The sequence below is a fragment of the Pseudomonas sp. NPDC086112 genome, assembly GCF_044746425.1.
Lineage (GTDB): Bacteria > Pseudomonadota > Gammaproteobacteria > Pseudomonadales > Pseudomonadaceae > Aquipseudomonas.
Map to the genome: position 1 here is coordinate 191232 of NZ_JBIVCD010000002.1, position 19681 is coordinate 210912.

At 59.6% G+C, this 19681-nt stretch carries 12 protein-coding genes; 9 read left to right on the top strand and 3 right to left on the bottom strand.

From position 1 onward, the window contains the following. The first annotated feature begins 147 nt into the window (after window positions 1-147). Both metH and ACIPLA_RS02805 read left to right on the top strand, forming a co-directional pair. Window positions 148-3858, top strand: a complete 3711-nt coding sequence (gene metH, locus ACIPLA_RS02800) for a methionine synthase (RefSeq protein WP_401171256.1) — start codon at window positions 148-150, stop codon at window positions 3856-3858. Window positions 3859-4013: 155 nt separating this feature from the next. Then, on the top strand, window positions 4014-4235 hold the full coding sequence (locus tag ACIPLA_RS02805; RefSeq protein WP_123356846.1) for a DUF2970 domain-containing protein: 222 nt from the start codon (window positions 4014-4016) through the stop codon (window positions 4233-4235). 6 nt (window positions 4236-4241) lie between these two features. On the opposite strand, the gene ACIPLA_RS02810 is transcribed toward ACIPLA_RS02805, so the two are convergent. Further along, the gene (locus tag ACIPLA_RS02810; RefSeq protein ID WP_218395969.1) at window positions 4242-5327 is read right to left on the bottom strand and encodes an ABC transporter substrate-binding protein; all 1086 of its coding nucleotides are present in this window, start codon (window positions 5325-5327) and stop codon (window positions 4242-4244) included. Between the two features lie 520 nt (window positions 5328-5847). On the opposite strand from ACIPLA_RS02810, the gene ACIPLA_RS02815 reads away from it, so the two are divergent. Both ACIPLA_RS02815 and ACIPLA_RS02820 read left to right on the top strand, forming a co-directional pair. After that, entirely contained in the window at window positions 5848-7506 is a 1659-nt protein-coding gene (locus tag ACIPLA_RS02815; RefSeq protein ID WP_123495034.1) for a nitrite/sulfite reductase, read from the top strand. Further along, window positions 7490-7984, top strand: coding sequence for a DUF934 domain-containing protein (locus tag ACIPLA_RS02820; protein ID WP_401171260.1), 495 nt, complete (start codon window positions 7490-7492; stop codon window positions 7982-7984). Before ACIPLA_RS02815 ends, ACIPLA_RS02820 begins: the two co-directional genes overlap by 17 nt. Window positions 7985-8028: 44 nt before the next feature. On the opposite strand, the gene ACIPLA_RS02825 is transcribed toward ACIPLA_RS02820, so the two are convergent. After that, window positions 8029-11970, bottom strand: a complete 3942-nt coding sequence (locus ACIPLA_RS02825; protein WP_401171263.1) for a dermonecrotic toxin domain-containing protein — start codon at window positions 11968-11970, stop codon at window positions 8029-8031. 190 nt (window positions 11971-12160) lie between these two features. After that, window positions 12161-13183: a protease SohB gene (sohB, locus tag ACIPLA_RS02830; RefSeq protein ID WP_218395973.1), complete on the bottom strand. Its 1023-nt coding sequence runs from the start codon at window positions 13181-13183 to the stop codon at window positions 12161-12163. Window positions 13184-13385: 202 nt separating this feature from the next. Here sohB and ACIPLA_RS02835 point away from each other — a divergent pair, with 202 nt between their 5' ends. The 5 genes from ACIPLA_RS02835 (at window position 13386) to ACIPLA_RS02855 (ending at window position 19678) form a co-directional block, all read left to right on the top strand. Next, on the top strand, window positions 13386-14096 hold the full coding sequence (locus ACIPLA_RS02835) for a histidine phosphatase family protein (protein WP_123495038.1): 711 nt from the start codon (window positions 13386-13388) through the stop codon (window positions 14094-14096). 64 nt (window positions 14097-14160) lie between these two features. After that, window positions 14161-14475 carry an SCP2 sterol-binding domain-containing protein gene (locus tag ACIPLA_RS02840; RefSeq protein WP_123495039.1) on the top strand — a complete coding sequence of 105 codons (315 nt, stop codon included), beginning with the start codon at window positions 14161-14163 and terminating at the stop codon, window positions 14473-14475. A gap of 304 nt (window positions 14476-14779) precedes the next feature. Then, entirely contained in the window at window positions 14780-16627 is a 1848-nt protein-coding gene (locus ACIPLA_RS02845) for an amidohydrolase (RefSeq protein ID WP_401171381.1), read from the top strand. Between the two features lie 282 nt (window positions 16628-16909). Then, window positions 16910-18628, top strand: a complete 1719-nt coding sequence (locus ACIPLA_RS02850; RefSeq protein WP_401171268.1) for a hydrogenase maturation protein — start codon at window positions 16910-16912, stop codon at window positions 18626-18628. Window positions 18629-18814: 186 nt separating this feature from the next. Beyond that, window positions 18815-19678: a LysR family transcriptional regulator gene (locus ACIPLA_RS02855; RefSeq protein WP_008066951.1), complete on the top strand. Its 864-nt coding sequence runs from the start codon at window positions 18815-18817 to the stop codon at window positions 19676-19678. Window positions 19679-19681 lie beyond the last annotated feature (3 nt).

The following is a 19681-nucleotide window of genomic DNA, read 5'->3' on the forward strand; positions in this document are numbered from 1 at the left end:
TCCTGATCATGAGAAAACGCCGCGATTCTACCGGTCTGGCCTGCGCACCAACATGAACGATATTCATGCAAAACCCGTACATGCTCCAAAAGCGCACAGGTTTGTTATCATTCCGGCCCTTCGTCATGGCCTTACCGAGTAGTCCAAATGTCCGATCGCAGCGTTCGCCTTCAAGCTCTCAAGCACGCCCTCAAAGAGCGCATCCTGATTCTCGATGGCGGCATGGGTACGATGATCCAGAGCTACAAGCTCGAGGAGCAGGATTACCGTGGCAAACGCTTCGCCGACTGGCCGAGCGATGTCAAAGGCAACAACGACTTGTTGGTGCTGACACGTCCTGACGTGATTGGCGGCATCGAGAAGGCCTATCTGGACGCCGGCGCCGACATACTGGAAACCAACACCTTCAACGCCACCCGGATTTCCATGGCCGATTACGGCATGGAAGAACTCGCCTACGAATTGAACGTAGAAGGCGCTCGCCTGGCCCGCAAGATTGCCGATGCGAAAACTCTCGAGAACCCGGACAAGCCGCGTTTCGTCGCTGGCGTACTCGGCCCGACCAGCCGCACCTGCTCGCTGTCGCCGGACGTGAACAACCCTGGCTACCGCAACGTGACCTTCGATGAGCTGGTGGAGAACTACACCGAAGCCACCAAAGGCCTGATCGAAGGCGGCGCCGACCTGATCCTGATCGAAACCATCTTCGATACCCTCAACGCCAAAGCGGCGATCTTCGCCGTGCAAGGCGTGTTCGAAGAACTGGGCGTCGAGTTGCCGATCATGATCTCCGGCACCATCACCGATGCCTCCGGCCGCACCCTGTCGGGCCAGACCACCGAAGCGTTCTGGAACTCCGTGGCCCACGCCAAACCGATTTCGGTCGGCCTGAACTGCGCCCTCGGGGCCAGCGAGTTGCGCCCGTACCTGGAAGAACTGTCGAACAAGGCCAACACCCACGTTTCCGCGCACCCGAACGCCGGCCTGCCAAACGAATTCGGCGAGTACGACGAGCTGCCGGCCCAAACCGCCAAGGTCATCGAAGAATTCGCCCAAAGCGGCTTCCTGAACATCGTCGGCGGCTGCTGCGGCACCACGCCGGGGCACATCGAAGCCATCGCCAAAGCGGTGGCCGGCTATGCGCCGCGCGAGATTCCGGACATTCCCAAGGCTTGCCGCCTGTCGGGCCTGGAACCGTTCACCATTGATCGCAGCTCGTTGTTCGTCAACGTCGGCGAGCGGACCAACATCACCGGTTCCGCCAAGTTCGCCCGTCTGATCCGTGAAGACAACTACACCGAAGCCCTGGAAGTCGCCCTGCAGCAGGTCGAAGCCGGCGCCCAGGTGATCGACATCTACATGGTCGAAGGTATGCTCGTTTCGAAGATGGCCATGGTGACCTTCCTCAATCTGATTGCCGGTGAACCGGACATCTCCCGCGTGCCGATCATGATCGACTCCTCCAAATGGGAAGTGATCGAAGCCGGCCTCAAGTGCATCCAGGGCAAGGGCATCGTCAACTCGATCAGCATGAAAGAAGGCGTCGAGCAGTTCATTCATCACGCCAAACTGTGCAAACGCTACGGCGCCGCGGTGGTGGTGATGGCCTTCGACGAAGCTGGCCAGGCCGACACCGAAGCGCGCAAGAAAGAAATCTGCAAACGCTCCTACGATATTCTGGTCAACGAAGTCGGCTTCCCGCCGGAAGACATCATCTTCGACCCGAACATCTTCGCCGTGGCCACTGGTATCGAAGAACACAACAACTACGCTGTGGACTTCATCAACGCCTGCGCCTACATCCGCGACGAACTGCCGTACGCCCTGACTTCCGGCGGCGTGTCGAACGTGTCGTTCTCGTTCCGTGGCAACAACCCGGTGCGCGAGGCAATTCACTCGGTGTTCCTGCTGTATGCGATCCGTAATGGCCTGACCATGGGTATCGTCAACGCCGGCCAACTGGAGATCTACGACCAGATCCCTGCCGAGCTGCGCGACGCCGTCGAAGACGTGATCCTCAACCGCACTCCGGAAGGCACCGACGCCCTCCTCGCCATCGCCGACAAGTACAAGGGCGACGGCAGCGTCAAGGAAGCCGAGACCGAAGAGTGGCGCAACTGGGACGTCAACAAGCGTCTGGAACATGCACTGGTCAAAGGCATTACCACCCACATCGTCGAAGACACCGAAGAGTCGCGTCAGTCCTTTGCACGCCCGATCGAAGTGATCGAAGGGCCGCTGATGTCCGGTATGAACATCGTCGGCGACCTGTTCGGTGCCGGTAAAATGTTCCTGCCGCAGGTAGTGAAGTCCGCCCGCGTGATGAAGCAGGCCGTGGCCCACTTGATCCCGTTCATCGAGCTGGAAAAAGGTGACAAGCCGGAAGCCAAGGGCAAGATCCTGATGGCCACGGTCAAGGGCGACGTACACGACATCGGCAAGAACATCGTCGGCGTGGTGCTGGGCTGCAACGGCTACGACATCGTCGACCTTGGCGTGATGGTGCCGGCGGAGAAGATCCTGCAAGTCGCCAAAGAACAGAAATGCGACATCATCGGCCTGTCCGGCTTGATCACGCCTTCACTGGACGAGATGGTTCACGTGGCCCGCGAGATGCAGCGTCAGGACTTCCATTTGCCGCTGATGATCGGTGGCGCGACCACGTCCAAGGCGCACACGGCGGTGAAGATCGAGCCCAAGTACAGCAACGACGCGGTGATCTACGTCACCGACGCCTCCCGCGCTGTGGGCGTGGCGACGCAACTGCTGTCCAAGGAATTGAAGGCCGGTTTCGTCGAGAAGACTCGCCTGGAATACATCGACGTTCGCGAGCGCACCGCCAACCGCAGCGCCCGCACCGAACGCCTGAGCTACCCGGTGGCCATCGCCAAGAAGCCGCAGTTCGACTGGGGCAGCTACGAACCTGTCAAACCGACGTTCACCGGCGCCAAGGTGCTGGATAACATCGACCTGAAGGTGCTGGCCGAGTACATCGACTGGACACCGTTCTTCATCTCCTGGGACCTGGCCGGTAAATTCCCGCGCATCCTCAAGGATGAAGTGGTCGGTGAAGCCGCCACCGCGCTGTACGCCGATGCCCAGGAAATGCTCGCCAAGCTGATCGACGAAAAACTCATCAGCGCCCGTGCGGTGTTCGGTTTCTGGCCGGCCAATCAGGTGCGCGACGATGACATCGAAGTCTACGGCGATGACGGCAAGCCATTGGCCAAGCTGCACCACTTGCGCCAGCAGATCATCAAGACCGACGGCAAACCGAACTTCTCCCTGGCCGACTTCGTTGCGCCCAAGGACAGCGGCGTGACCGACTACGTGGGGGGCTTCATCACCACCGCCGGGATCGGCGCCGAAGAAGTGGCCAAGGCCTATCAGGATGCGGGCGACGACTACAACTCGATCATGGTCAAGGCCCTGGCCGACCGCCTGGCCGAGGCCTGTGCCGAGTGGCTGCACCAACAGGTGCGTAAAGATTACTGGGGCTACGCCAAGGACGAGACGCTGGACAACGAGGCGCTGATCAAAGAGCAATACACCGGCATCCGCCCTGCTCCAGGCTACCCGGCCTGCCCGGATCACACCGAGAAAGCCACGCTGTTCAAACTGCTGGACCCGGAAGCGGAAGAACTCAAAGCCGGCCGCAGCGGCGTGTTCCTCACCGAGCACTACGCCATGTTCCCGGCGGCAGCGGTCAGCGGCTGGTACTTCGCTCACCCGCAGGCGCAGTATTTCGCCGTGGGCAAGATCGACAAGGATCAGGTGCAGAGCTACACCTCGCGCAAAGGCCAGGAGCTGAGCGTGACCGAGCGTTGGCTGGCGCCTAACCTGGGTTACGACAACTAACCCCCCATCCCCTGTAGGAGCGAGGCTTGCCCGCGAAGAACGATAACGCGGTCTCACAGGGAACCGCATTATCGTTCTTCGCGGGCAAGCCTCGCTCCTACAGGACTGCGTGGATTGTCTATGCTTGCTTTACATGCATGCGTGACGGGGGATTTATGGACGATCCAGTCGACAACAACAAGCCACCGACCTTCTGGCAGATGCTGCACAGCGTCTTGGCGGCGGCGTTCGGGGTGCAGAGCGGGAAGAACCGGGCCCGGGATTTCACCCACGGTAAGCCGAGTCATTTCGTGATTTTGGGGATTCTGTTCACGGCAGTGTTCGCGTTGACGCTGTTTGGCATCGTCAAACTGGTGGTGTACCTGGCGGGTATCTGAACCGGCTCAGTGCATCAGGGCTTGCAAGCTGAACGGGTAGCGATACGACGTCGGTCGCCCCTTGGCGGAGAGCTTCTGGAAATCCACGCCATAATCCTGAGTCGCACTCAACGCCAGCAACCGCTTGGCTTGTGCGTGATTGATCAGCTGCAACAATGGAATCTGCCGGTCGCGCCCGCCGTACTGGCTGACGTCCACGCCCTGCTCGTAGTCATGCAGTTGCACCAAGGCCCAACCACCCAGAGTGAAGTGCCCGCCCAACAGCACACTCAACCGCCCTTCCAACAGCGCCTGTAACGCAGTCGGTGAATTGTTGACGGCGCTGAACAGCGCGTCCTTGCCGGGTTGGCCGCCCGTTTCGGCGTAGGCCTGCATGGCACCAAAGGCCATTTCATCGTTGGCCGACCAGACCAGCGACGTTTGCGGATAACGCTTGAACAATAACCGGGCCTGTTCATAGGCGCGCTCGCGGGTCCAGCCGCCATAGACCAACTGGCGCAACCGCACTTCAGGGTGTTCGGCCAATGCCCGCATCATGCCCTTCTCACGCTGTTGCGCGGCTGGCGTGATCTTCAGGCCGGAGAAGGCCACGAGATCAATGACCTGACCGGGCGCGACCGGTCGATGCAGGCGAATCAGCTCCTTGAGCATCAAGTAGCCGCCCTCCTCATTGTTGGGCACCAGGCTGCCCAACCAGTCGGGATACTTCTGCGGCTGGGCGCCGAGCAAGCGCATCTGGTCTGCGGTCAGGCCGTTGTTGACCAAAAACAGCTTCACACCGCTGCCTTGAGCCAGGCGCAGGATTTCGGGCGCAACATACAGTTCGTTGACGAACACCAGATAATCCGGTCGATTCGGCCCTTGCAGGGCTTCGCGGGCTTGCTTGAGTGTGGTTTCAGCGTTTCGCTCGGAATACTGGATGCGCAAATCCATGCCCAGGTTCTTGGCTGCGGCCTGCATGAACTGCGAGTAACTGACCCAGAACACCTCTTGGGTAGTCCCGGGATTGAGGAACAATACGGACGCGGCCTGGGCACACGGTCCCAAGACCGTACCAAGCGCCAGCACTACACCACAGAAGAACTTCAACATTAATCGTCCGAGCCCCGAAAATCCGCTGCGCATTATAGCCAGCGAATTCCCTTGGAACGGCGCTTATTCCGGCTTCTGTCCGACAATCGTCGGCGCCGGGCCCGGACGGGGTCGTTTATTGATGACTGACCCAGAACACCGCTGTGCCCACGACCAGGATGATCAGGAACAAAATCGCCCAGGCATCGACCGTGCTATCGCTTTTCCCTGCTTTGGTTGGGTTGCTCATTGCATCGCCTCTTGTCGGTTTTATCGGTGATTGCATAAAGACTCGACCACAGTTAAGACGATGATTGCCCGCACCACAAATGTGGGTTTTACCCCCATGAGTTTCATTAGTCGTTTTGGTTCTTTGCATATACTCAAACATCACTTTTGCGCATAACTGCAAACTGGTATCTTGCGTCGGCTCCGTTGGGAGTGCGCGGCCGTGCGCGCAGAATTGCCGAGGCTGTATCGGATGAAAGCTAGCGAAAACGCAGCTGTATCCAACCGGCCCAAGCCTGAGAACAGGACTTATATGTACGTATACGACGAGTACGATCAGCGGATCATCGAGGACCGCGTCAAGCAGTTCCGTGATCAGACCCGACGCTATCTGGCAGGCGAGCTGAGCGAAGAAGAATTCCGCCCCCTGCGCCTGCAAAATGGCCTTTACATCCAGCGCTTTGCCCCGATGCTGCGGGTGGCGGTGCCTTATGGCCAACTGACTTCGCGCCAGACGCGAATGATGGCCAAAATTGCCCGCGACTACGACAAGGGCTACGCCCACATCAGTACCCGGCAAAACGTGCAGTTCAACTGGCCGGCCCTGGAAGATATCCCGGACATCCTGGCTGAACTGGCGACCGTGCAGATGCATGCGATCCAGACCAGCGGCAACTGCCTGCGCAACGTCACCACCGACCAGTTCGCCGGTGTCGCGGCCGACGAATTGATCGACCCGCGTCCATGGTGCGAAATCGTCCGCCAGTGGACCACGTTCCACCCGGAATTCGCCTACCTGCCGCGTAAATTCAAAATCGCCATCAACGGTTCGACGTCCGACCGTGCGGCCATTGAAGTCCATGACATTGGCCTTGAACCAGTGCACAACGCCGCGGGCGAACTGGGGTTCCGTGTGCTGGTCGGTGGCGGCCTGGGCCGTACGCCGGTGGTGGGCGCGTTCATCAACGAGTTCCTGCCGTGGCAGGACTTGCTGAGCTATCTCGACGCCATCCTGCGGGTTTACAACCGCTACGGCCGTCGCGACAACAAATACAAGGCGCGGATCAAGATTCTGGTCAAGGCCCTGACGCCTGAAGTGTTCGCGCAGAAAGTCGACGCGGAAATGGAACACCTTCGCGGTGGCCAGACCACGCTGACCGAGGCCGAAGTGCATCGCGTGGCCAAACACTTCGTTGATCCGGAGTACAAGGCGCTGGACAACCAGACCTTGGCGTTGGCCGAACTCGATAAAGAACACCCGGGCTTCGCGCGCTGGCGCACCCGCAACACCCTGACCCACAAGAAACCGGGTTACGTAGCCGTGACCCTGTCCCTGAAGCCGACCGGTGTTGCACCGGGCGACATCACCGACAAGCAGCTCGACGCCGTTGCCGACCTGGCCGATCGTTACAGCTTCGGTCAGCTGCGCACTTCCCACGAGCAGAACATTATTCTGGCCGACGTTGAACAGTCCCAACTGTTCGCGATGTGGGGCGAGTTGCGCGAGCAAGGTTTCGCCACACCGAACATCGGCTTGCTGACCGACATCATCTGCTGCCCTGGCGGTGATTTCTGCTCGCTGGCCAACGCCAAATCGATCCCGATCGCAGAGTCGATCCAGCGCCGTTTCGACGACCTGGACTACCTGTTCGACATTGGCGAACTGGACCTGAACATCTCTGGGTGCATGAACGCCTGTGGTCACCACCACGTCGGCCACATCGGCATTCTCGGGGTCGACAAGAAAGGCGAAGAGTTCTACCAGGTGTCCCTGGGTGGCAGCGCCAGTCGCGATGCAAGCCTGGGCAAGATCCTCGGCCCGTCCTTCGCACAGGAAGCCATGCCTGACGTGATCGAGAAGCTGATCGACGTGTACATCGAACAACGTACCGAAGACGAACGCTTCATCGACACCTATCAGCGTATCGGCATCGACCTCTTCAAGGAGCGCGTCTATGCAGCGAATAATTAAGAACAACGAAGTCGTCGACGAAACCTGGCACTTGCTGCCGAAAGATTTCAACATCGACGAGATCAGCAACTGCGACGACCTGATCGTCCCGCTGCAACTGTGGCGCGAACACAGCCGTATGCTCAAGGCTCGCGATGGCGGCCTGGGTGTGTGGCTGGATGCCGATGAAGAAGCCGAAGAAATCGGTGACGACGTAGATAATTTCCAGGTCATCGCCTTGAACTTTCCGGCCTTCACTGATGGGCGCAACTACTCCAACGCTCGCTTGCTGCGTGACCGTTACGGTTTCAAAGGCGAATTGAGGGCGATTGGCGATGTGCTGCGTGACCAGTTGTTCTACCTGCACCGCTGCGGTTTTGACGCGTTTGCGATTCGCGCCGATAAAGACCCGTACGAAGCCCTTGAAGGCCTCAAGGACTTCTCTGTGACCTATCAGGCCGCCACCGACGAACCGCTGCCGCTGTTCCGTCGCCGTTGATGTCCTGGCCTTGAACCCTTTGCGGGGTTCAAGGCCATCCTCTTCTAGGCCTGCTCGGTGATCACCGGAAAGGGCCGCCCCATCGCTACCCAATCGCGATAAAGCCTGGCCCGATCCTCCAGCGACATGAAAATCCCCAACGGATTTTCAGCATCGACCTCTGTGACCTCGACCACCCGGTTCAGCCAGTTCCACAACTCGTCCGATGCCTGCGCCTCGCTCAACAGTTGCCAGACCCTCGCTTGCAACGCCAGATAGTCGATCTGAAAGTCCGCCGTCAGGCTGAGCCCGTCGATGAGCCTCAGGAAACGATTGCCTGACGGCTTGACCGCCAGTTGCTGCCAGATCGTTCGCCTGACCTGCTGCAGCGCTTCTTCCCCCTGTTGTAACCACGCCTCTGGATTGCCATAACCGGGACCCGGCGCGTTCAACCACAGGTTGATCCCTGTGCGCTGTCGATGGCTGATCAGGCGCCGCAATGTGTCTTCGTCCGTTAACGGGCTGCCCCAAAGCTGCACTCGCCCCCGAACAATGGCCTGGCTCAACACCGCCGACGGAACCCGGGTGATCCGGTTGTCACGCAGGTCCAGCGACGTCAGGTAGGGCTCGTCCCTAATCCCGATCGGGCACGTACTGATCCCTGTTTTCCTCAAATTCACCTCGCGCAGGTTGTCCATCCCTAACAACACAGGCGAAACACTCAGGGGGTTTTCACTCAGGTCCAGTGATTGCAAGTTAATCAAGTCACTCAGTTGCGACGCCGTGTTCTCCCTGAATTTGAGAAACGTGTCTTTCAGATTCAGCGTTGTGAGATGGCTCATTCGCGGGATCGCAGGCGGCAAAACACTCTCCAGCTCCCCCATGGCGTTAGATAGCCGCAGATCGACTTTCTCCAGATTCAATACCCGCAGATTGGGGAAAGACTCCAGGAACCCGTTCAAGCTCTCACGCTCCGTCAGCTGAAATCCGCGCATCGACAACTCGATCACCTCGTTGAACTTGATGTTCATGATCGGCAAGCGGTGGTAGTCCTCGAAATCCAGATCCAGTTTGTATCCCGCTAACGCTTCGCCGGAATAAAGGCGATTGGCCTGCGGCGGACACTTTTGCCAGATTGAGATCAGCTCGTCAGCCAGTTCTATCCGGGTGTCGCGCTCGAGTTCCATCGTGTGCTGCACCAGCGCGACGTTATGCTCCGCGATTTGCGCATGAGTCATGCCCACAGCGTCCTCGTCGCCAGCGGCCAGAAAGTCGATGTCCATGTCATCGATATCCTGCAGGGACCGGTCGATCCAACTGGTCAAATCCGTACTCAATTGCTCAGACTGTTGCTTCAGACCATCGAGGCGTGATTGAGCGCTTGCTCCGGCATGTTGCAGCCATTCATCGGCCTGCGCGTTGCCGAAGTCGGGATAGAGGTCCTTGACTTGCAGTCTCATCGTCTCGTGAGTCAACGCTGCAGCCTGGAGGGTCGTCGGAAAGCCGCCGCCCCTCAAACCCTGCATTTCGAAAGGCAGCCCCCCGTCCATTCTGCCCAGGCCCAGGCCGAACTCGGCGCGCGATAGCGTCCGGTCACGAAGGTTGAGCTTCAGTTCGTTGGCCGGGCTCAGCGACTGCAACTGCAGCGCCGCCCGTTCATCCGCAGACAACACCCCGATGACGGCCCCGTAAAAGTCCGTGCGAGCGATGGCCTGGGCGGCCACATCGACGTATTGATAGTGGTCGCCGATTTTGATCAAGCGACGACAATCAGCCGCATCAAGCGAACCGCAACGATCCAGCAGCCGACCTTGCAGCGAGCCGTCTAGCACCTCGATTCGCAGGCCTTTTGGCCATCCGGGCAAGTTTCTCAGCGAATGCAAGGCCAGCGTGTCCGAATCGGAATGGGCCACGGATCGCAGATAAAGGCCTTCGTAAGCACGGGTCAGCCTCACATGCTGCTGATACTGGCGGGCCTTGCCATCCAGCTGCCTGAATACCCCCTTGATCTCGATCGCATCCGGCGTCTCTGTGAACGCTATGCCACAGCGATCAAGCATCTGCTCCACCGCACTTTTCGGCAGGCCGGGATATTGCTGTTGAAACAATCGGACCCATTCATGCTCCGAGTGCTGGAGTGCCTGATAACGCGTGTTGAACAACTCCACTCGCCGGGCCTGCAATGCCTCGTTCCCGTCAGCCTGCGCTTTATCGATGGCCTCCACGACGTCCTGATCGATTTTGAAGCGGCTGATAGTGTCGGCCAACACAGGCGTGGGTTGACGACCGGCCTGCATCATTCGCAGCAGATCGTCATCAACGGCGCTGACCTTGCCGATTTGCGTCAGCACTTCGTCGCTGAAGGCGTCCACCGGGGCGCCGATCCCTCGCAGCAGGCTCAGACGGGTCGGCATCTGCGCGGCCGACTCCAGAGGGGCGACATGAACGGGTGGAGCGTCCACCGGCATACCATCGAGCTGCACAGCGGGCTCCTCGGCCCCGTGCTCGGCCCTGGCCAGCGCGGCGGCCTCGGCGCCTTCGCCTTTTAACGAAGCGCCAGCCCCGGCCAGCGGCAGTGCATTGAGCAAGCCGAACACGGTTCGCGTCACGCCTTCAGAACGCTCACTGGCCGTTTTCCCCTCGATGGCCTCATCCAGACCGTAACCGGCGTCAATAAGCCCGGCCAGCACCAACAATCCCTCACCTCCGGGCACAAACAACGCCAATGGCCCGAACCGGTTGATCCATTGCACGATCGGCTCGACGAAAGCGCTCAGATTGTCACGGTTGACCTGGGCATCGTCGCGGATGGTCTTGACGCTGTCCTGGGCGGCCTGCTTCATGGAACTCACCAACTGCGCAAAAGGGTCGGATGCGCTGGGTGAGCGATCAAAATTGATGTAGTCGTCCGGATCCCAATGTCCATCATCGTTGAAGAACCCGGCATTCTTCGTCAGCTTGTGCATCCTGGGATAAACCGCCATGCCCTCCAGCGCGGTCAGTACCCCCGCATGAAAGGTGCCGTCCTCGCGATCCTCTTCGCAAAAGTGAGCCGCCAGTGCCTGTTTCGTATCGGCCTCCCTGCCCTGAGCCACGATCCATTGACGCAACTGCCGGCTATCGGTGAATTCGTGCAGCGGTGAAGAATTGCCGGGGATGTACAGCAGCACCCTGGCGCCTGATCGCGCTCGAAAACACCAGATATCGGTTGCCGTATAACGGTACAGTTTCAACCGACTCGCCTCGACGCTCGAAGGCATCCTTGTAGGCGCTTGCAGTTGCTCGATTGTCAGCGTTTCCCAAGTCTGCGCGGCAGGCAACCCGGCGGCTTGCATGGCGAGTTCCAGCCCCTTTCGGGACAGGCACCGTTCTTGATATTGCAGCCGGGCCGCCATGACGAAAGCCGCCTTGACTGATGTCCTCAGGGCATAAGGACCGGGAGCAGCAATGACCGCGTCCGACGGCCAGGCCTGATCAAGATAAGCCTGGTATCGACGGGAAAGAAACAACCCCCAGACCCACTGCTTGAAATCGGCAGGCCGCAGATTGATTTGCGTGTGCGGGCCATAGGATTGCGGAACCGTGGCGCGGTAAATGCCTTCATAGGTGTCGTGATTGCCGTTGCCTACATAGGCAAACTCATCGACCTTCTCGACAATGCGCACCGATGGCCCGATGTCGGGCGGTGTGTACAGCCCAAACGCGGTTTCGACGAAGCGCCCGTCGCCCACCGTCTGATAATTGCCAAGCAGCGCCTGGATCAGGGTGCGAGAACTTCCCACCCGCCCCTGGTGGACGCCGTTCTCAGGAGGATGCCCATGGTAGTTATAGTCGAGCGTTACCAGCAGGGCTGTCTGCGGATCAATGTCGGCTCCCCACTTCTCCTTGATCAAGCGCTCACCAAACTGAGCGGGGGTTTGCGCAAGTGCAGTCTCCACCGCGGCCTTCAGTTCGTTACGCATCAGGACATTGCGCGTTGGGGCGTCGCCATGGGCGTGATCATTCATGTACATTCCATTGCAAACTATTGGGAGCCACCAGAATATCCAGCCGCAACTCAAGCGTAAGTCGGAATGATCGGCAGGCCAGTTAGGACGTTTCGCAGAGTCCGCAGGAAAGTGAACAGTCTGAAATGCCGGACAAAAAAAACCGCGGAAATCCGCGGTTTGATTTTTTCCGGAGACGCCTGCCAGAGGCTTACCAGAAGCGTTGCTGAGTCAAGCGGCTCCACCAGCTCAGCAATACACGATCGACCGAACCGCTGGCCGCGATACCGATGCGCTCCTGCAGGCTTTTGCGTTCGGCGTAATGCAAGTGATAGAGCTCGGACTGTTTGGCGCGTTCGGCAAGGTATTCATCGCTGGTCTTGAGTTCATCCACCAGTTGCTTGTCGAGCGCCGCAATGCCCAGCCAGATTTCACCGGTGGCCACTTCGTCGATGGCCAATTGCGGGCGATAGCGGGAAACGAAATTCTTGAACAGCTGGTGGGTGATGTCCAGGTCTTCCTGGAATTTCTCCCGGCCCTTCTCGGTGTTTTCGCCAAACACTGTCAGGGTGCGCTTGTACTCGCCAGCCGTCAGTACTTCGAAGTCGATGTCGTGTTTTTTCAGCAGGCGATTGACGTTGGGCAACTGCGCCACAACACCGATCGAGCCGAGGATCGCGAATGGCGCACTGATAATCTTCTCGCCGATGCACGCCATCATGTAGCCGCCGCTGGCCGCGACCTTGTCGATGCACACGGTCAACGGCACGCCGGCTTCACGAATCCGCGCCAGTTGCGAAGACGCCAGGCCATAGCTGTGGACCATGCCGCCGCCGCTTTCCAGGCGCAGCACCACTTCATCCTTGGGCGTGGCGAGGGTCAGCAGCGCGGTGATTTCGTGGCGCAGGCTCTCAGTGGCTGACGCCCTGATGTCACCATCGAAATCCAGCACGAACACCCGTGGTTTGACCTCGGGTTTCTTCTTTTGCTTTTTCTCGGTTTTAGCCTGGGACTTGCGCAAGGCCTTGAGCTGATCCTTGTCGAGCAAGGTTTGCTCCAGGCGTTCGCGCAGCCCTTTGTAGAAATCATTGAGTTTGCTGACCTGCAGCTGACCGGCCGACTTGCGCCGACCTTTGCTGCGCAACGCCGCAAAACTGGCCAGGACCACCAGGATGGCAATCACCAGAGTCACGGTCTTGGCCAGAAAAATGGCGTACTCGAACAAAAGCTCCACAGGGACTCCTTCAATCAATGCGCGGGGTAAACACACGCGGGATACCTCCAGCATACCCATCCGCCGGCCCGACGGCCAGCCGTGAAACCTCTGGCAACAGGCCTGTAACGGGCATTTCAAACAAGCGTATGTTTTTTCATTGACAGCTCACCGCCATCCTCATAACCTCGCCAAACCTTCAACGTACCGGGATGACGCGGACGTGGGCAGCATCTACTTGATTCGACATGGCCAGGCCTCCTTTGGTGCAGACGACTATGACGTCCTGTCGCCGACCGGTATTCGCCAGGCAGAACTCCTCGGCCAGCACTTGGCCGAACTCGGTGTCAGCTTTGATCGCTGCCTGTCGGGTGACCTGCGCCGCCAGCAACACACCGCCAACAGCGCGCTGGAACAATTCGCCGCCGTCGGGATGCCGGTGCCGGCCCTGGAAATCGATTCCGCTTTCAATGAATTCGATGCCGACGCGGTGATCCGTGCCCTGCTGCCGGCGATGCTGGAGGACGAGCCTCAAGCGCTGGATATCCTGCGCAACGCCGCACAAAACCGTGCTGAATTCCAACGCATCTTTGCCTTGATCATCGAGCGCTGGCTTGCCGGCACCTACGACACACCGGGACTGGAAAGCTGGCTGGGCTTCGTCGAACGCGTACAGAGCGGTCTGCATCGATTGCTCGAACAAGCCGACAATACCCAGAAAATCGCTGTGTTCACCTCCGGCGGCACTATCACTGCCCTGCTCCACCTCATTACGCAAATGCCCGCAAAGCAGGCCTTTGAACTGAACTGGCAAATCGTCAACACCTCGCTCAACCTGCTCAAGTTTCGCGGGCGCGAGGTGGCCCTGGCTTCCTTCAACAGTCATGCACACCTGCAACTGCTGAAGGCCCCGGAACTCATCACGTTTCGCTGAGTCCGGATTATTGTGACCCTGGCTGTAATCACCCAGCTCTTATTACCCAAGAAAGGATCGAACCATGACCTCCGTAGCTGATGCCGTACAAGCAATGAAAGCCAAGTTCAACCCAGCCGCTGCTGCCGGTCTGGACCTGGTATTCGGTTTTCGCATCGACGACACCAAGAATTTCTCGCTGATCGTCAAAGACGGCACCTGCGAACTGCAAGAAGGCGAGAACCCGGACGCCCAGGTGACTCTGGTCATGGACGGCGAAACCCTGCAAGGCATCGTCGACGGTTCGACCGACGGCATGCAAGCGTTCATGGGCGGCAAACTGCGCGCTGAAGGCGACATGATGCTGGCCATGAAACTGTCCGAGCTGTTCCCGGGCTAAGCACGCCGCTCCCGTCTTTCGGGAGTACGTCTGGCTGCAAACGAATCCCGCCCCTCGTGGCGGGATTCGTCGTTTTTCGCCCTCGGAAACGGCTATCTGTGGATTTGCCGACTATATTCCTTCTGGCCGCATGCGTCAGACATCGGCTGTTGATCCCCGCTTCTTTGTGAAGAACTTTGTGGAGAGCGCTGCCATGAGCCCACCTGACGAGCACAACGACTTCAGCCGTCGCCGTGTACTGCAAGGCCTCTCGGCAGGCGCCGTCGGTGCCTGGGTCAGCCCACTATTCGCAGGGAGTAAAGCCATGCCCGATACCCCAGCCGACCTGATTTTGTACAACGGACGCCTGCACACCGTTGACCGCAAGAAACCCCAGGCCAGTGCCGTCGCGATCAAGGACGGACGCTTCGTGGTGGTCGGCAGCGACGCCCAGGCCATGGCCCTGCAAGGCCCCGGCAGCCAAATCATCGACCTGCATGGCCGCACGGTGATTCCCGGTCTCAACGACTCTCACCTGCACTTGATCCGTGGCGGCCTGAACTACAACCTTGAGCTGCGTTGGGAAGGCGTGCCATCTCTGGCCGATGCCTTGCGCATGCTCAAGGATCAAGCCGATCGCACACCGACGCCGCAATGGGTGCGGGTGGTCGGTGGCTGGAACGAGTTCCAGTTTGCCGAAAAGCGCTTGCCGACGATTGAAGAACTGAACAAGGCCGCGCCGGACACCCCGGTATTCGTTCTGCATCTTTATGATCGCGCCCTGCTCAATCGCGCGGCGTTGAAAGTGGTCGGCTATACCCGCGACACGCCAAACCCGCCGGGCGGCGAGATCCAGCGCGATGCCAATGGCGACCCCACCGGCATGCTGATCGCCCGGCCCAATGCGATGATCCTCTACTCGACCCTGGCCAAGGGACCGAAATTACCGCTGGAGTATCAAGTCAACTCGACCCGCCAGTTCATGCGTGAACTCAATCGGCTGGGCGTCACCAGCGCCATCGATGCCGGCGGCGGTTATCAGAATTACCCGGACGATTATCAAGTCATCCAGCAACTGGCCAAAGACCAACAGCTCACGGTGCGCATTGCCTACAACCTGTTCACCCAAAAACCCAAGGAAGAGCTGACCGATTTCAAAAACTGGACCAGCAGCTCCCATTACGGTCAGGGCGATGACTTCCTGCGGCACAACGGTGCCGGGGAAATGCTGGTGTTCTCGGCAGCCGATTTCGAAGACTTCCTCGAACCTCGCCCAGACTTGCCGCAGACCATGGAGCAGGAGCTGGAGCCGGTGGTGCGACATCTGGTGGAACAGCGTTGGCCCTTCCGTCTGCATGCCACCTACAACGAATCCATCAGCCGCATGCTCGACGTGTTCGAGAAGGTCAACCGGGATATTCCGTTCGACGGTTTGCCATGGTTCTTCGATCACGCCGAAACCATCAGCCCACTGAACATCGAGCGGGTCAAAGCGCTCGGTGGCGGCATCGCCATCCAGGACCGCATGGCATTTCAGGGCGAGTACTTTGTCGACCGTTACGGCGCGAAGGCGGCCGAAGCGACACCACCGATCGCACGCATGCTGGCCGAGGGTGTGCCAGTGGGCGCCGGCACCGATGCCACGCGAGTCTCCAGCTACAACCCCTGGACTTCCCTGTACTGGCTGGTCAGCGGCCGCACCGTCGGCGGGCTGGCGCTGTACCCGCAAGGTTTGAGCCGTGATACGGCGCTGGAACTGTTCACCCACGGCAGCGCCTGGTTTTCCTCCGAACAAGGCAAGAAAGGCCAGATCAAAGTCGGGCAACTGGCGGACCTGATTGCGCTGTCGGCGGACTACTTCCACATCGAAGACGAAGCCATCAAATGGATCGAGTCGGTGCTGACCATTGTCGACGGCAAGATCGTCTACGGCAGCGTCGAGTTCGAAAAACTGGGGCCTACGCCGATTCCGGTAGTGCCTGAATGGTCGCCGGTGGTGAACGTACCGGGGCATTGGAAACCCCTGGCGCCGCTGACGGCTCAGGTTCATCAATGCGTGGGCGCTTGCGCGGTGCATGCCCACAGCCATGAGCGGGCACGGTTGTCGTCGGCGCCGGTCAGTGACTTCCAAGGGTTCTGGGGGGCGTTTGGCTGTTCGTGTTTTGCGTTTTGAACAAAATATTTCCAAACACCATCCATCTAATGTGGGAGCGGGCTTGCTCGCGAAAGCGGACTGACAGTCAACATCACTGTTGAATGTTGAACCGTCTTCGCGAGCAAGCCCGCTCCCACATTGAATCGCTGTTCAACCTTCTGTCCCGTAACACCCACTGACACAAGCTTGACCTCGATCAGTTGCTCCCCCCCTCGCAATCACTACTATCGCGCTTCCATCGAAGGCCACGGACGGCTCATTGGGAGCCTGCGGCCCGTCATTCTCAAGGAAGAGTCAATCGTGCGGTCATTGAAAATCATTCTGCTGGCGTCAGCGTTCAACGGCCTGACCCAGCGGGCCTGGCTAGACTTGCGTCACGCCGGTCATTCGCCCAGCGTGGTGCTGTTCACCGATGAAGAGGCGGTATGCGAGCAAATCGAACACTCCGGCGCCGACCTGGTGATCTGCCCGTTCCTCAAGGACCGGGTACCGCAACAGTTGTGGAGCAACCGCCAGCGTCCCATGGTGATCATTCATCCGGGCATTGTCGGCGACCGTGGCGCCAGTGCGCTGGACTGGGCGATCACCCGCGAACTCAGCCGCTGGGGCGTGACCGCGTTGCAAGCGGTGGAGGAAATGGATGCCGGGCCGGTCTGGGCCACCTGTGAATTCAATTTGCCCCAAGGCCTGCGTAAATCCGAGTTGTACAACGGGCGCGTCAGCGATGCGGCGATCTCCTGCATCCGCGAAGTGGTGGAAAAATTCATCGACGGTTTCGTGCCGGTGCCCTTGGATTACAACCAGCGCCACGTGATTGGCCGTTTGCAGCCGAACATGAAGCAGGCCGACCGATCCTTCAGCTGGCAAGACAGCTCTCACTTCATCAAACGCCGTATCGACGCTGCCGACGGCCAGCCCGGCGTATTGGCGAGCCTGGCCGGCGGTCAGTATTACCTCTACGACGCTCACCTGGATTCACGCAGCGGCACGCCGGGGGAGATTCTCGCGGTGCATGACGATGCAGTGCTGGTGGCGACCGGCGATACCAGTCTGTGGATCGGTTCGTTGCGACATAAACCCAGGCCCGGTGAAGAAACCTTCAAGCGCCCGGCCCGGCATGTGCTCGCCGAACAGCTGGCGCAAATACCTACCCTTGATTGGTCGATCGCCTCCCAGCCCTTCAGCAATGAAAGCTATCAACCGCTCCGCTATCGCGAATCGGGGCATGTCGGCGAACTGACCTTCGAGTTTTATAACGGCGCAATGAGCACCGAACAGTGCCAACGACTGGTTGAGGCCCTGCGCTGGGTCAAGTCCCGGGACACCCAGGTGCTGCTGATCAAGGGTGGGCGCGGCAGTTTCTCCAACGGCGTGCACCTCAACGTGATCCAGGCCGCAGCGGTTCCGGGGCTGGAAGCCTGGGCCAATATTCAGGCGATCGATGACGTCTGCCAGGAACTGCTCAGCGCCCGGCAACTGGTGGTCAGCGGCTTGACCGGGAATGCCGGGGCCGGCGGCGTGATGCTGGCGCTGACTGCCGATATTGTCTTCGCCCGGTCCGGTATCGTGCTCAACCCTCATTACAAAACCATGGGCCTGTACGGCTCCGAGTACTGGACCTACAGCCTGCCCCGTGCCGTCGGCCAGGCAAAGGCGAAAAAACTCACTGAAGACTGTCTGCCGATCAGCGCCACCCAAGCCTTGCAACTGGGCATGGTCCAGGAAATCGGCCCGCGCTGCCCCGACGAGTTTGGTTTGTGGTTGTTGCAGCGGGCCAATGGTGCGTTGAGTGATCCGGCGTATCAGGCGGTGCGTGAACGCAAAAGCCAGCTCGAGACTCAGCTGATGCAGCACTGTCGCAATGCCGAGCTGGAAGAGATGCTGCTGGACATGGTGCAGAACCGCAAACAATTTGCCGAGAAGTGCCGAAATTTTGTGTTCAAGCGTAGGGTGTGTGGCACGCCGCAGCGGTTGGTGGCGCAGTGGGCCACTGTTCAGGAAATCGAGTTAACCGATTGATTTGCGGTGCCTGACAGGGCCTCTTCGCGAGCAAGCCCGCTCCCACATTGAATGGGTGTTGGGCATAGATTTTTGTAACACCGCAGATCGAATGTGGGAGCGGGCTTGCTCGCGAAGAACGATAACGCGGTATCGGAAGACAAATGCTGCTCTTACAATGCCCGCACCTCCCGTATCGGCCTGCCCATGGACATCGACCTCGCCCGCACCTTTCTGGAAATCGTCCGCCACGGCAGCCTGGCCGCGGCGGCTGAAAAGCTGCACGTCACTCAGACCGCGATCACCGCCCGCGTGCAGAAACTCGAAAGCCAGCTCGGCAGCACGCTGTTCGTGCGCAACCGCGCCGGGGCACGCCTGACGCCGAACGGTGAGGCCTTCGTGGTGTACGCCAATCAACTGGTGCAGACCTGGGAAGCGGCGCGTCGTGACTTGCCGCTGCCCGAGGGCTACCGCGACGTGCTGCACATCGGTGGCGAGGTCAGCCTGTGCAACCCGTTGATGCTCAGCTGGGCCGGCGAGTTGCGCGAGAAAATTCCCAGCCACGCATTGCGCATGGAAATCCGCGACGGCGAAAACCTGCTGCGGCAACTGGAGCTGGGGGTGCTGGATGCGGCGCTGGTCTATCAGCCCGAGTACTGGCCACGCCTGCAAGTCGAGCAGGTGCTGGAAGAAAAACTCATCCTGGTACGCTTGGCCGGCCAGCCCGAGCCTTACGTGTATATCGACTGGGGCCCGGACTTCCGTCGTCAGCACGATGCCGCGTTGCCGGAAAAGGCCAAGGCAGCCCTGAGCTTCAACCTCGGACCGTTGGCCTTGCAATACATCCTGGAAAACGGCGGCAGCGGCTATTTCCGCACCCGCGTGGTCCAGAGCTACCTGGAAAGCGGCGTGCTGGAGCCAGTGCCCAAAGCTCCGGAGTTCAGCTACCCGACCTACCTGGTTTACTCCCGGGACCGCGACTCGGCGACCTTGCAACGAGCCTTTGATTTGCTGCGCGAAGTGATCAAGACGGACGACGACTGGTCCCAGCGCTGGAACCCCTTGACCTGACGC

Coding starts and splice junctions, on each gene's coding strand:
- ACIPLA_RS02845 (WP_401171381.1), top strand. CDS start 14,780: ATGCCCGATACCCCAGCCGACCTGATTTTGTACAACGGACGCCTGCAC.
- ACIPLA_RS02855 (WP_008066951.1), top strand. CDS start 18,815: ATGGACATCGACCTCGCCCGCACCTTTCTGGAAATCGTCCGCCACGGC.
- ACIPLA_RS02820 (WP_401171260.1), top strand. CDS start 7,490: ATGCAGCGAATAATTAAGAACAACGAAGTCGTCGACGAAACCTGGCAC.
- ACIPLA_RS02840 (WP_123495039.1), top strand. CDS start 14,161: ATGACCTCCGTAGCTGATGCCGTACAAGCAATGAAAGCCAAGTTCAAC.
- ACIPLA_RS02805 (WP_123356846.1), top strand. CDS start 4,014: ATGGACGATCCAGTCGACAACAACAAGCCACCGACCTTCTGGCAGATG.
- metH (WP_401171256.1), top strand. CDS start 148: ATGTCCGATCGCAGCGTTCGCCTTCAAGCTCTCAAGCACGCCCTCAAA.
- ACIPLA_RS02810 (WP_218395969.1), bottom strand. CDS start 5,327: ATGTTGAAGTTCTTCTGTGGTGTAGTGCTGGCGCTTGGTACGGTCTTG.
- ACIPLA_RS02825 (WP_401171263.1), bottom strand. CDS start 11,970: ATGAATGATCACGCCCATGGCGACGCCCCAACGCGCAATGTCCTGATG.
- ACIPLA_RS02815 (WP_123495034.1), top strand. CDS start 5,848: ATGTACGTATACGACGAGTACGATCAGCGGATCATCGAGGACCGCGTC.